Source organism: Gemmatimonadales bacterium (genome assembly GCA_036265815.1).
Lineage (GTDB): Bacteria > Gemmatimonadota > Gemmatimonadetes > Gemmatimonadales > GWC2-71-9 > CAVVWJ01.
Map to the genome: position 1 here is coordinate 12,869 of DATAOI010000076.1, position 14,075 is coordinate 26,943.

8 protein-coding genes are annotated in these 14,075 nt (G+C 70.4%); 5 read left to right on the forward strand and 3 right to left on the reverse strand.

What is annotated here, in order from left to right:
- Positions 1–145: 145 nt before the first annotated feature.
- From pbpC to VHR41_15990, 3 genes are all read right to left on the reverse strand, one after another.
- Positions 146–2,410 (reverse strand): penicillin-binding protein 1C, encoded by a 2,265-nt coding sequence (gene pbpC, locus VHR41_15980; GenBank protein HEX3235697.1) that lies wholly within the window; start codon positions 2,408–2,410, stop codon positions 146–148.
- Positions 2,407–8,193 (reverse strand): alpha-2-macroglobulin family protein, encoded by a 5,787-nt coding sequence (locus VHR41_15985; protein HEX3235698.1) that lies wholly within the window; start codon positions 8,191–8,193, stop codon positions 2,407–2,409. Before VHR41_15985 ends, pbpC begins: the two co-directional genes overlap by 4 nt.
- A gap of 73 nt (positions 8,194–8,266) precedes the next feature.
- Positions 8,267–9,313, reverse strand: a complete 1,047-nt coding sequence (locus tag VHR41_15990; GenBank protein ID HEX3235699.1) for an AI-2E family transporter — start codon at positions 9,311–9,313, stop codon at positions 8,267–8,269.
- A gap of 135 nt (positions 9,314–9,448) precedes the next feature.
- Between VHR41_15990 and VHR41_15995 the strand changes: the two genes are divergently transcribed.
- The 5 genes from VHR41_15995 (at position 9,449) to VHR41_16015 (ending at position 14,058) form a co-directional block, all read left to right on the forward strand.
- The gene (locus VHR41_15995) at positions 9,449–10,645 is read left to right on the forward strand and encodes a response regulator (GenBank protein ID HEX3235700.1); all 1,197 of its coding nucleotides are present in this window, start codon (positions 9,449–9,451) and stop codon (positions 10,643–10,645) included.
- The gene (locus tag VHR41_16000) at positions 10,642–10,782 is read left to right on the forward strand and encodes a hypothetical protein (GenBank protein ID HEX3235701.1); all 141 of its coding nucleotides are present in this window, start codon (positions 10,642–10,644) and stop codon (positions 10,780–10,782) included. Before VHR41_15995 ends, VHR41_16000 begins: the two co-directional genes overlap by 4 nt.
- Complete coding sequence (locus tag VHR41_16005) at positions 10,779–10,910, forward strand: hypothetical protein (protein ID HEX3235702.1); 132 nt, start codon at positions 10,779–10,781, stop codon at positions 10,908–10,910. Before VHR41_16000 ends, VHR41_16005 begins: the two co-directional genes overlap by 4 nt.
- A gap of 83 nt (positions 10,911–10,993) precedes the next feature.
- The gene (locus tag VHR41_16010; GenBank protein HEX3235703.1) at positions 10,994–13,603 is read left to right on the forward strand and encodes a PAS domain S-box protein; all 2,610 of its coding nucleotides are present in this window, start codon (positions 10,994–10,996) and stop codon (positions 13,601–13,603) included.
- On the forward strand, positions 13,603–14,058 hold the full coding sequence (locus tag VHR41_16015; protein HEX3235704.1) for a response regulator: 456 nt from the start codon (positions 13,603–13,605) through the stop codon (positions 14,056–14,058). The genes VHR41_16010 and VHR41_16015 overlap by 1 nt, the downstream gene beginning before the upstream one ends.
- Positions 14,059–14,075 lie beyond the last annotated feature (17 nt).

The window sequence follows — 14,075 nt, forward strand, 5'->3', positions numbered from 1 at the left end:
GATTGGGCGGCGCCAGACGCCCGGGGAAACACGCGTACTCGACAACCATCTTACCAATGCGCTGTGGTCACGGACCGCGAAAGAGAAGAAAGACCGAACGACCGTGACCGTTGCGACTGAATGGGCTCGGGATTAAATGACCACGTCACTCCACCCGCACGACCGCCTCTGCGGCCTGCCCTGATGTCGAGAGCGCCCGAATCCGGTGAGTGCCCGGCGCCAGCGGCCAACGCCGGCCTGCATAGGGGCGATCGTCCACGAACCAGTGCACTCGCGACCCCGCCGGAACGGCCGCCGATCGCAGGGCCACGGTCGCAAATCGCCGCTCTACGCCGGGAGGAATGCGGTACACGTCCCCGTCCTGGGGCGAGAGGATGCGGAATCCGACGGCCTCCGCGCTGGCGCTCCCCGCCGGATGCCGCGGCGGTCCGGTATCCAGTGCGAGTGCCCCGCTCCGCTCCGCCCATTCCGCGAATTGACTGGGGAGTGCAATCGTGCCGTCGTCCCGGTGCCAATCGCAGTCCTTGATGGGCTCGCTCCCCGGTGCGAACCACTCCACCGCCCCCGGGCACGAGGCGGTGGCTCGAAGCCCCGAGAGCCGGCAGATCCTGACCGGCACGGCCCCAGCCATGCGAGGGGTGGTGAGCGACCCGGGCGGGTAGCGTCGCGCGGTAGCCAGTACGGCGCGGTGCAGCAGCGGACCCGCCCCGCTCACACCACTCACCCCGTTCATAGGTCGGCCGTTGAAGTTGCCGGCCCAGACCGCCACGGTGAAGCGTCCCGTGGTGGCCACCGCCCAGTTGTCGGTGAAGTGCCGGCTCGTTCCGGTCTTGGCCGCGACGGGAAAGGGGAAATCGAGCGGACTGTCGAGACCAAATCCCGGGATCCGCGCCACCGGATCCGCGAGGATGTCGAGCACCAGCGCCGCGGAACGCGCGGTCACGAACCGCTCTCCGGGACTGGCGCCCTCGGAGGCGGCCGCCACCCGCCAGCGGTAAGGACGCCACACCCCACCGTTGGCCAGACCGCGATAGGCGTTGGCCAGCTCGAGCAGGGTGACGTCACCGTTCCCCAGCGCGAGCCCCAGGCCGTAGAATTCGGCGCTCCGGCCAAGCGAGGCGAACCCCGCCTCGTGCAACACGTGGAGCAGGCTCCCGACCCCGAGCCGGCTGGCGAGCTCGACCGCGGGGAGGTTGAACGAGCTCGCCAGGGCCTCACGCGCGAGCACCGGCCCGTGGAAGCGCCGGTCGTAGTTCCGCGGGCTGTAGGGACCGGTCGATGTCTGATACAGGTGGGCCACGTCGGCCAGCAGCGAGGCCGGGGTGTAGCCGCGGTCGAAGGCGAGCGCGTAGAGCAGCGGCTTGAGAGCGGAGCCCGGCTGGCGCGGCGAGACGACCATATCCACCTGCCCCGTCGTGTCGCCCCAGAAGTCGGGCGATCCGACCCAGGCCAGGATCTCGCCGCTGGCGTTGTCGAGCACCACAGCCGCTGCCTGACCGACACCCTGATCAGCCAACGTCTCGACCGTGTGACGGACTTCCGCCTCCAGATCCGACTGGAGCGAGAGATCCAACGAGGTGCGCCAGGTGCCCACCGCTATCGATCCCTCCCGTTCCGCCCACTGCACCACTCGGGTGGTAAAGTGCGGGGCGAGGAACGGTCGCGATCGGTCGCGGCCGAGGAGCGGCTCGCCCGCCGCGCGACCGATGGTGGGCGGAGTCGCATAGCCGCGAACCACGAGGCGTCCGAGCGCGAAGGCACGCCGCCGCTCGGCCCGCCGCGGCGAAACGAGGGGGTTGTCGCTCGACGGTGCCCGGGCCAGCCCCGCCAGCAGGGCGGCTTGCCCCAGGCTCAGGTCGCTGGCAGACGCACCGAAATAGAGCGCCGCAGCGGCCTCGACTCCCACAGCGCCCTGGCCGAGAGGCACGCGGTTGAGGTACTGCTCGAGGATGGCCTGCTTGGAGAGATGTCGCTCGAGTCGCAGCGCCCAGAGCGCCTGGCGCAGCTTGCCGCTCCAGCTGCGGGCGGTCGGGTGGAGCGCCCGGGCAAGCTGCATAGTGATGGTCGAGCCGCCGGACACCACACGGCCGGCGCGCAGGTTCGAGCGGAGAGCGCGAGCCACCGCGCGAGCATCGACGCCCGGGTGGCCGTAGAACCGCTGGTCTTCCACGGCAAGAAACGCCGCGATGACGTCCGGATCCATCTCCTCCAGTGGTAGCCATCGCCGGACACTTCCATCGGACGACCGCGTACTCCGCAGCGGGAGACCGGCGCGGTCCTCCAGCACGAGGCCGGGCCCGGGCGCGCTGGTGAGGAGCCCGCCGGGAAGCGGCGCCATCATCCAGGAGACAATCCCGGCGACCGATAAGGCGGCCCCGGCAAGACCGAGGCTCCAGACAGGGCGGCTCATCTGCCGCCACTCTTCGGCGTCACTGTGAACACGCCGCCATCACTCTCTCCGAACACCGCCTGGTTGTACATCTCCTCGGCATGCGCCGGCGGGCGAATGAAGGTGCCCGGCGTGGTGGCACGCGCCACGTAGCCTGCGGTGTAGCTGCCCTTCCAGAGCTGGGAGGCCACGTACACCACTTTCTCGTCCCGGATCTCCTTGTAATCGAACGGCGACCACCAGCCCCCGTCCCAGCTTCCGTAGCTCCAACGCGCCTCGTCCGCATCATCGCCGGAAGGCTCGGACGCCGTGGTATCCGGGGCTCCCGGGCCCGGGATGCCGCCCGCAGTGAGGAGGCTCAGGTCGACCGCTTCGAGGCCGGCCGGCAGCGGATCATCCAGCACCACGAAGTGGCGCTCGCTCGGGGCGGTGACCCGGAGCCTCACCCGCACCAGCTCTCCCTCGACGGCCTCGGTGATCGGCTTGCCATCGGAGTAGCGCTCGTACCAGCGCTCTACCTGAAGACCGCGGTCGTCCGGCCGCACCGGCGCCTCCCGCGGCACCGCAGTGACGGTCAGATAGTAGAACAGCGGCACACCACTGGGGGCGCCGGTGCCGCTGGGGGCGCCGGTGCCGCCCGGCCCGAGCGCGAGGCGCAGCAGCTTGCCAGCCTTCCCATTCGCGAGCAGGCCACGAAGGCTGACGGTGGAGTCGCGACTGGCGCCGAGGGCGCCGATCTCCAGGACGACCCGATTGCCGGCCGTGACCCGGAGGCCGCGCGCCCCGGCAACTCGCTGGTGCTTCTCGAACTCGAGCAAGGCGCTCACGGCCGTGCCATAGTCCTGGGTGTTCCACAGCCACTGATCTCCCCTCCCCTGCGCCACCAGGGTCTCCACCAGCGGGCCGACCAGCGGATGATCGGGTTGCACCGCGAGCGTGGCGCTCAGCAGATACGCCGCGGGGCGCATCGGCGAGAAGAAGTAGAACGCGCGGCGGGACGCCGGCGGGAGCGTGGCCGTGCGGCCTTCCACGACCACCGAGGCCCAGGCGGGCTCGAGCAGGCGCCGGGCGGTGGTCCGGTCCCCATTTCGGGCGAGTACCAGGGCGAGCCGCACCCGATCTTCCCAGGCAAGCTGCGCCTGAAGCCGCAGCAGCTCGTTCTCCGCCGCGGGATCGCGGAGACCGGCGCGGCTGAGGTAATCCACCGCCATCACCCGGTCGCTCAGCCGCACATCCTGAGCCTCGTACCAGTGCGCCACCGGGGTGAGCAGCGGCGATGTCTCGGTCAGCGACTTATGCAGGTATGCCCCGAGGCGCGCGAGCACGGAGTCATCCACCACGATGCCGGCGGCCCTGGCATCGAGCAGCACGGCCCCGGCATAGGCACTGAGCCACGGCGTGGTCCAGTCGGTGGCGCTCCAGAGACCGATGCCCCCGTCGGTGCGCTGGCGGCGGCTCAGCGTGGTTACCGCCCGCACCAGATCGGCATGCGCCGACCGACCCAGCAGCGAGTCGGCCCCGAGCTCGGATGCCGCGCGATACAGCGCGAGGAGTGGCTCCGCCGCGCTGGTCACCTGCTCGGTGCACCAGTAGGGATAGACTCGGAACCAGCGGTACGCCCCGCGGATCATCGCCAGCGGAGACGTACCGAGGGTGAGCTGCAGCCTGGAGCGCTCGGGCTCGATGTCCTCCGGCAGCAGGAGCTCCGCCGAGGCAGTGTCATGCAGCACGCCGGCCACGGTGTAGGCGCGCGGATGGTAGACCGGCTGGACTGGCAAGCTGAGCGCCACGGCATCGGCGTCGGTGCCGCTTGCCGCCCGAAATCGGAAGGCGGCGCTGTCCTCCGCGCGGGCCCGGAACTCGAAGCGGACCTCCCGGCCGCGCCCAGTCTCGAGCGTGGTAGTCTGGCTGCGCTTGCCCTTGAGCTCGGCGCCTCGGCTCTCCGCGTCGACCTTGACCTCGGGGGTCCCGCCACCGCGGGAGTTCACCACCACGCCGGCGGCGAAGCGATCGCCTGCGCGGAGAAATCGGGGCAATGCCGGCCGGGCCACCAGGGGCCGGGTGACCAGCAGCGAGGACTGGCCGCTGCCGTAGCGGTCGCCGGCCGTGACGGCTACGGCCATCAGGCGGAAGGTGGTCAGATTATCCGGCAGCCGCGCGGACGCCGTGCCCCGGCCCGCGCCGTCGGTGATCACCGACCCGAGAAAGAAGGCAGTCGTCTGAAACCGGGAGCGCAGCACGTCCGCGGCGTCGAGTCCTCCCCCTCCTCCCGGCGCGCGCTTCCCCTTCTCACCTTCGGCCACCTGCGGCGCCACCGTGGTGAGGGTGCTCGCGAGCCGCATCCCGAGCCCGCGAGGCTGGTAGAGCAGGTCGAGCGGATCGGGCGTGCGGTATCCGGTGAGCGCCAGCACGCCCTCATCCACCGCCCAGAGCGTGACCTCGCTCCTCTGGCCTGCGCCGGCGGCGTCGTGCACGCGCAGGCTCACCCGGGCGGTGTCGCCGGGACGGTACTCCGATGCCTCCGGCGTCAGCTCGACCGTCAGCCGCTTCCGCTCGGGCGTGACTCGCAGCTCGGCATAGCCGACGCGGATGGTAGGCCTGCCCGGATCGTCGAGCGGACCGGGCGGCGCGCTCCGTCCGCGCGCCACCACGATGGACACGAAGACATTGGGCGCGAGCGCCTCGGTGATGGGAAGCTTGAATGTGGTGGTGCCGCTCTGAATCCGGAGGCGCCGCTGCTGGATCAGCCCTTCGCGCTCCACGGTCACCCACGCCTCCGCTCCGGTGAACGGCGAGGCGAACAGCACCGTGGCGGTGTCGCCGATGGCGTACCGTGGCTTGTCCGGGATCACGTCCATCTTGAACTGACTCTCGTCGTTCCACGGTACCCAGTCCTTGCCGATGACCCACCGGTAGAAGCTGGTCACGACTTCCCGGCCAGCCGGGTCCGCCGCGCGGAAGCTCACGATGTAGGTCCCGCCGGCGGGCGGAGTGAACCGACAGGGCGCAGGGTCGGAGGCGGTGACCAGGTCGCACCGGGCCACGGTGTCGGCGACCCACTCCCCGACCAGCTCCGGATACCCGGCACGCTCGCGGCGGACCTGATGCCACTCTCGCCGGACCACGGCGCCCGACACCTTGACCTCGGGCACCCTGCCACCGTCGGGCCGCACCGCGATCACGCCGACGCTCACCGGTACCCCGGCGGTCCAGAAGTAGCTCTTCCCGTCCGGCCGGGCACCGAGATAGAAATCGGCGGGATGCACCAGCAGCGACGCGGAGGCGGACACCGTCTGCCGGTTCACATCGGTGACGGTTGCCTCCACCGTGGCCCTGGACGGCCGGCCGCGCGCCGTGGCGCCTAGCTTGAGGCGGAGACGCAGGTGGCCGGCCGGGTCCAGCGTGTCGATGCCGCTGCCTGCCACCTGCACCGGCGACGACTGATCCGCCGGCTCCTCGTACCACCAGCCACCCTCGCTGACGTGGAACCCTTCGGTGCCCGGGATCTGGATCTCCTCGGGGAAGACCGGCTGTTGCCGCAGGGTCCAGCGCACCGCCGCCCGGCCCATGGGCGCACCGAACAGGTACCGCGCCTCGACCCCGGCGGTCACCGAATCCTCCGGATGCCGCGGGCCGCTGTCGGTCGCCACGCTCACCAGGAATTCAGGCGGCCGGTACTCGGCCACCCGATACGCGGACGAGGCCACCTCGGTCCATCGCCCCTGCCGGCGAAGGTGGACGATCAACGCGTATTCGCCGAGACGTGCGTCCGTCGGCACGAGGAAACGCTGGTCGGCCGTGCCGAAGGGGGATAGCGCGACCGTAGTGTCGCGCAGGGTGCCCGCCTCGCCGGCCTCGTCCGCGCGGGCCTTGAACAGCCAGCGGAGGGAGTCACCCGCGGGAGGACGGACCAGGGTGCCGAGCGGGCCGGTACGGACGATCGCCTTGGCGTAGAGCGGCTCGCCGGGCCGATAGATGCCCCGCTCGGTAAAGACCCCTGCCGCCACCGACAGCCGCTCGGCGCCCCAGGCCGCACTGACGTTGAACCGCCACGGACTCAGGTCGGGGTCGTAGTCGCTGATCCCTACCAGCGCGCGGTCGGTTCCCAGCACCACACTCACGTAGCCTTGAAAGCTCGACCGGCCGGACTCGTCTTCCTCCTCCGCGTCGGTCTCCGCCGCCCGAGCTCGAAAGCCCGTGAGCCTCGCGAGCCCCGCGGAATCGGTCGTGGCCCGGGCAACGATCTTCCCCGTTGCGTCGTGCAGCGCCACGGCCGCGCCGGCGCGGGGCCGGCCGTCACCCGCGCCGGTGACCCACACCACGCCCTCATCCGCCCCCACCCGGGCGTGCACGCCGAGATCGGTGACCTGCACCAGCGCGATGGGTCGCCGCGACCGGCTGGCGCTGTCGAGGCGGGAGCTGGTCACCTGCAGCGCCATCAAGGTCGGGGTCCCCTGACGGGTATAGACCGGCGTGGAGAGCGGAACGCCGTACACCCGCACCCGGTCGCGCTGGGCGCGCACCGGGAGCCGCTGCCGCGACGCATGGGGAAGGAGCGCGGGCCAGAGGTCGTTCCAGGCCCACTCGCTCCGGGCCAGGAACTCGGGCTCGAGCGAGTCGGGCACGGGCGCGAGCAGCACCTCCAGGGTATCCACGTTCACGAGGGTGAGCCCGAACGTCCGCGCGCCCTTCCGTTCCACGGTCGCGCGCCCGGACTGGTAGTTCACCGCCGGGGCGAAACCGGTCGTGACCACCGTGGCAACCGGGTTGCCGGTCAGGCGCTGTCCGAAATCGTCGGCCAGCGCCGTGTCAGCCACCAGGGCATAGGCGGTATGCGGGGTGAGCGTAGCGTCGAGCGCCCACTCGGCGCGCGACCCTGACGTATCGCTCACCTGAAACGGCAGGGCCGGACGCAACGCCAGGTGTCGCAACAGCTCGGCTCCCCGTACCGGAGTGGAGAAGACCACGATGAGCGGGCCGCTGGGACAGAAGGCGTAGTTCCACCCGCATCCCGCCCGAACCAGGCGGAAGTCGCCGTAGGTGGAGAACTCCCAGCGTCGGAGATCACCCCGGCCGGTCTCATCGAAGGAGGAAGGGACGGTGAGCCGGCCGGCGCAGCCGCGCGGCAGCGGCTGTCGGGGGACGAGGCGGACCACGCGTCGGAGCGGATCGGCCGCTCGATCACGATCCCAGCCGCCGGCCTCACGGAACTCCGGGCGGTCATCGGTCGCGATGGGTCGCTCGGATTCGAGCCTCAAGCGGATCACGCCGGGCGCGGAGCAGAATCGATCGAACTCGAGATAGGCAGCGCCCTCCACTGCGGCCGAGTCCAGCGGGGCGTCGACCACCAGGTCGAACCTCGCGTCGGCGCCGAGATAGCGCGCCCGGTCGCCGGGGCCCACCGGCCAACCGGCGATCACCCTCGGTCCCCGCACCCGGAAGGAGAAGGCGTAGGGCTGGGCGAGCCGGCTGCCGTCCATCGCCTCGAAGCGGTTGTCGACGGTGACCTGGTACACCGTGTTGGGCGTCAGCGGCGCCGCCGGCCGGAAGCGCAGGGTGACCGGGTCGCGCCAGTCCGTCTTACCCGGCGTGGCGGGCGCGATCCGGAAGATCGCGCCGGGATCCACCGTGCGGTCGAGCGAGCCTGCCACCGGACGATCGAATGTGATCGTCACGGCAGTGGTCGGCGCGGCTTCAGCGGTCGGGGTGGTCCGGAGAACTCGGAGCGCGGGGGCGGGGTCGGCCAACAGCGTCGCGCCCGCCAGCGCGAAGAGGCGAACCGACGTCGATTGGACCGGGAGCATTTCCTAAGATAGCGGGCTACCCCCCATCTGCCTTGTCCGCCCGCGGCACTTTCGTAGCGGCCTGACCGGCGACTCAGCTCGGGCTGGTACCCGCCAGCGCCGGATCGAGGGCCTCGGGATCATCGCCCTTGCCCTCGAGATACTCCGCCCGGTACATCCGGATGAGCTCGAAGAAATAGGAGATCGCCAAGGGACCGATGAGCAGGCCGAGCAGGCCGAACCAGTTGATTCCCGCCAGGGCGCCGATCACCGTGATGAAGGGATGGATCTGAGCCCACCGGCGGAACACCACGGGCCGGATGACGTTGTCGACGTTGGCCACAACCAGGATCCCCCAGAGCACCAGCCCGATCGCGAGCCCGTAGTGATGATCCAGGGCCAGCGCCGCGGCGCCCGGGCCCCACACCAGCCCGCTGCCGACCACCGGCAGGATGGCGAAGATCACCGTCACCACTCCCCAGAAGAGGGCATTGGAGAGTCCGGTCACCCAGAAGGCGAGTCCCACCAGGACTCCCTGCACCATCGCGGTGAGTCCGGTGCCCACCAGCGTCGAGATGGTCACGTCGTGGAACCGCTGCCGCAGGATCTCGGCGTTGCGGGACGAAAAGGGAATGAAGGGACGCACTCCGCTCCAGGCACCCCTCGGCGCCACCAGCAGATAAAACAGACCGAAGAACGTGATGGTGAGCTGAATGCCCAGCCGGGTGGCGGTGCCGATCGCGCTCAGTGCACTGCTGCCGATCCAAGAGACCACCTGGGCGCCGAGGGCCTCGATCTGCGCTCCGATATCGTAGGGCCCGACCCTGAGCTCCCGCAGCCGGGCCAGGACCGGGCTCCGAATCACCCGGGTGGCCATGTCCTGCGCCTCGTTGGCGATCAGCCCGACGAACGAGATCCCCGGCCCCACCACCAGCACGATGGCCAGAACCAGGACGACCGCCGCCGCTTTTCCGGGCGAGAGCCAGCGCGTGAGCCACCGGTGCACTGGCCGGAAAATGACGAACAGGACGGGGGCCCCGACCAACCCGGTGATGAACGGCCAGAGCGCATAGACTAAGCCGATGCCCAGCAAGAGGATCAGGGAAGCGGCCCGGTACTGCTTGGTATCGAGGAAAGCCATGGCACAAGAGTACGCCTCCACCACCAGACTCGCCAGCAGGTGCCTGTATTTGCATGGGCTTGCCGAGGGGCGTACCGCAACGCGACATTACGCGGTACTTGCCCACCAGTCGGAAACCCCATCGGAGTCGCGGACGTGAGCCAGGGGAAGGATCCATCGGCCGTGCCCCGGCCTCCGGTGCGCGTCCAGGCGAAGCGTGCAGCCGACCCGACGGAAGAGGGCCGGGAGCCGGCGTACGATCGGCTGGCCCGGCTGGCCTGCACGCTGCTGGGCGCTCCGCTCGCGCTCGTAGTGCTGCGGGATGGCGATCGCGAGGCTCTCAAGGGTCAACATGGGCTCCCGGCCGCCGGTGTCGCCGAGCCGCCGCTCGACCTCTCCTTCCGCGATTTGGTGGCACCAGGCCCTGCCGGCATTGTGGTGGAAGACGTCCGGGCATCGAGCGACTGGGCCACTCACCCACGGCTCAGGCGGCTCGGGGTCGGCTCGTTCGCCAGCGTACCCCTGCTCGCTTCCGATGGCCTGATCCGTGGCGGCCTCTGGGTTCTGCAGCCGGGTCAGAGGCGCTGGACACCGGACGATCTCGGCGTCCTCCAGGAGCTCGCAGCCCAGGCGACGGAGGACCATGACCTGCGGATGGCCGCGGGGGCGGAGCTGGAGCGCGCCCGGGTCATGGGGCGGCTGGCGGGAGGAATCACCCACGAGTTCAACAACCTGTTGACCACCATCCTCGGGCATGCTGCGCTGCTGCTGGAAGAGGCCGGGCTCTCCCCGCGGGGCCGCGAGGACGTGGGCCAGATTCAGCGCGCCAGCGAGCGCGCGGCGACCCTGGTCCGCCAGCTCCTTCCCCTCAGGGGGCAGAGCGGCGGCTACGGCGTCATCGAGGGAGAATCGGGAAGCGGGTCGCACGCCGCGCCCTCGGAGCAGAGCGCCGAGTCGGGCGGGCCGCACGAGACCATCCTGCTGGTGGAGGACGAAGCGCAGGTCCGCGAGCTCACCCACCGAGTACTCGAGCGGGCGGGCTATACCGTGCTCGCCGCGGGTGACGCCGAGGCTGCCGGCGCGCTGGCGGATCGGCATGCCGGGCATATCCACCTGCTGCTCACCGACATGATGCTGCCGAGCGCGAGCGGCCGGGAGCTGGCCGCTCGGCTCTCCATTCACCGGCCCGCCGTCAAGGTGCTCTACATCTCAGGCAGCAGCGACGAGGCGATCGCGCGGCACCGGCTGCTCCAGCCGGGGACCGAGTTGCTGGAGAAGCCGTTCTCGCTCGACCGCCTGCTCCACACGGTGCGCCAGGTGCTGCGCACAAGCGATGGAGTGTGCCGGCGGTGAGTGCGCCGGCTCCCGTCCGGCAGCAGGACGGTGCGATCGATCTCATGGTCACCGACCTGGTCATGGCCCGGATGAGCGGGCACGAGCTGGTGGACCACTCGCGTCCGCTGGACCAGCCATGCGGCTGCTCTAGGTGACCGGGTATTCCCAGGAGGCGATCGCCCGCCAGGGGCGGCTCACCGAGGGGGCGGAGCTCCGGCCCAAGCCGTTCACCCCCGGCGTCCTCACCGCCAAGATCCGTCAGATCCTCGACCGGACCTCCTGACGGGTATATCTTCGGGGCACATTTCACGGGTCGCCCCTGTGGTTCCAACCATCTCCGATTTGTCCCGTCTCCTGGCCCCACCCATGCTGCTGGCCGCCGGCGCCGCCCTGACGGGCATCGCCCTGATCGTGCTGTTCCTGCTCCAGCTGCGGGCCAGACGGCGGGCGGAACGCACCGCCACCGCAGCGAGGGTTGAGCTGAGGACGGTCACGGCCACCATGCGGGAAGGGGTGATCGCGTACGATACCGACCTGCGCCTACTGTACGTCAACTCGGCGTTCGAGCGGTTGACCGGTTTTCCCGAAGAGGACCTGCGGGACCAGGACTTTCTGCAGTACATCCACCCGGACGACCGCCCCGCATTGCTGGGGGAGTGGGAGCGGCTGGCCCAGGGTGAGGGTCTCCGGGATCAGGAGTACCGGGTGATGACCCGCACCGGCGCCATCCGCTGGTGCGCCGGCGATTGGGAGCCGCTGCGCGACGAGACCGGCCGGCAGATCGGTGTCCTGGGCACCGGCTTCGATATCACCGAGCGGAAGCTGGCCGAAGACGCCATGCAGAGCGACACCGACCTGCTCCAGGCGGTGATCGAGGTGCAGCAGGCCGTGGCGGCCGCGGGTCTCGACTCGGCCACGGTGATGCGGGTCATCGTCGAGCGCAGCCAGCGGCTCACCGGGGCCACCGGCGCGTGCATCGAAGTGATCGAGGGCGACGAGCTGGTGCCCAAGGTGCACCTGGGCACCGACCCGCCCCGTCTCAAGCTGGACGGGAGCCTCTCGGGGCTCAGCGTGAGGACCGGTGAGCTGCAGCGCAGCGCCGACACCTTCGCCGACCCGCGGATCGGACACACCGCCTACCGCGAGCGCAACATCCGCTCGATGATGGTGGTGCCGCTCAAGGACGAGCAGCGCATCCTGGGCATCCTCAAGGTGATCTCGACCGAGCCCCAGTCCTTCAGCGACCGCGATGCCAAGGCCCTCCGGCTCCTGGCCGGACTGGCGGGTGCCTCGCTGGGCCACGCGGCCGCCTTTGAGGGCCGGCAGACTCGGCTGGAAGAACGGACTCAGGCGCTGCAGGAGAGCGAGCAGCGGTTCAAGCAACTGGTCGATGTGGCCCAGGAGGGCATCTGGGTGGCGGACGACCGCGGCATCATCACCTACGTCAACCAGCGGATGGCCGAGCTGCTCGGCTACCAGAACGGCGCGATGCTGGGGCGGCCGGTCTACGAGTTCGTCGACGCCGGCTCCCGGTCGAACGCGCAGCGGGTCCTGTCCCGGCCCTCGGGTACCCAGGGCGAGAACCAGGATCTCCGCTTCCGCCGGCGCGATGGCACCGAGCTCTGGGGACTGGTCTCGGCCAGCCCGATCGTGGGCCGGGACGGCGGGACGATCGGCAGCGTCGGCATGGTCACGGACATTACCGCCCGGAAGCGCGCCGAGGACCGCCTGCGCCGCTCGGCGGAACGGCTGGCCATACTGCACGACATGGATCAGGCCATCCTGGCGGCCCGCTCTCCCGCCGAGATCGGCCGCGTCGCGCTGGGCCGGATGCGCCGGATGGTCACCTGTCAGCGCTGCAGCGTGGTGCTGTTCGATTTCCAGCGGGGTGAGGCGCAGATGCTCGCGGGCTACGCCGACGGCGTACCGCTCAAGACCGCGCCGCTCCCGCTGGAGACGTTCTCCCCAGCGGACGTGCTCCGGCACGGCTCCTCGCGGTACCTGGAGGACCTCGCCGCGGTGGAGACCCGGCCGCCGATCCTGCAGGACCTGTACGACGAGGGGATGCGGAGCGTGCTCTCGGTACCGCTCCTGGTGGACGGCGAAGCGATCGGCGAGGTCAACCTCGCCTCGACCACGCCGCAGGGCTTCGATCCCGAACACCGCGATATCGCGCAGGAGATCGCCACGCCGCTGGCCATCGCCATCCAGCAGGCCCGGCTGCGCGAGGAGCTCGGGCGGCAAGCGGGGGACCTGGAGCGGCGGGTGGCCGAGCGGGGCGTGGAGCTCCGCGCGGCCACGGTGGAGCTGGAGACGCTGTTGTACTCGGTCTCCCATGACGTCCGCGATCCACTCCGGCACATCTGCGGGTTCACCCAGCTGTTGCTGGATGACGGAGGGTCCGCGCTCGACCCGGCCTCCAGGCACTACGCCGAGCGGGTCGGAGAGGCGGCCCGGCGGATGGCCGGCCTGGTGGACGACCTGGTCAACCTGTCCCGGGTCGGACGCCAGGACCTGATGCGGCGCCCGGTGGACCTGGGATTCCTGGTCGAGGACCTGGTGAGTCAGCTCCAGGCGGAGGACAGCGACCGCTCGATCGAGTGGCGAATCGATCCGCTACCCACAGTGGATTGCGATGCCGCGCTCGCCCGGATCGCGCTGGGTGAGCTCCTCTCCAACGCGGTCAAGTTTACCCGCGGCCGGGACGGGGTCGTCATCCAGGTCCGCGCCTTCGAGACCGATGGTCAGACCGGCGTGGCGGTACAGGACAATGGCGTAGGGTTCAACACGGCGCACGCCGGCAAGCTGTTCGGCGTGTTCCAGCGACTCCACCGGACGGGAGAGTTCGAAGGCAACGGCGCGGGACTGGCGCTGGTGCAGCGGATCGCGCACAAGCACGGCGGGCGGGTCTGGGCCGAGGGCGAGCCCGACCGGGGCGCCACGTTCTATCTGAGCTTCGGCGGTCCTCGCGTCTGATGCTGCCCGATGAGCTCGATGTGCTCCTGGTCGAGGACGATCCTTCGGAGGCGGAGCTGATCCTGCGCGCGCTCAAGGGGGTGGACCCGTCCTGCCGGATGGGTGTGGCCCGCGACGGTGAGGAGGCACTCGATTTCCTGCTCGCGCGCGGCCGCTTCCGCCACCGGCTGGGCGCGCCGCTGCCCCGCGTGATCCTGCTCGAGCTGAAACTGCCCAAGATCGATGGCGCCGAGGTGCTCCGAGCGCTCCGGGCCAGCCCCCGCACCAGCACCACCCCGGTGGTCATGCTCACGTCGTCGGCGGAGTCGCGCGAGGTGGCCCAGTGCTACCAGCTCGGCGCCAACAGCTGCATCGAGAAGCCGGTGGAGTTCCGCGCCTTCGCCGAGACCATGCAGGCCTTGGGCGGCTACTGGCTGCGGCTCAACCAGACCGCCGACTCCCAACTCTTCGTGTGAGGTCCCGTTGATCGCCC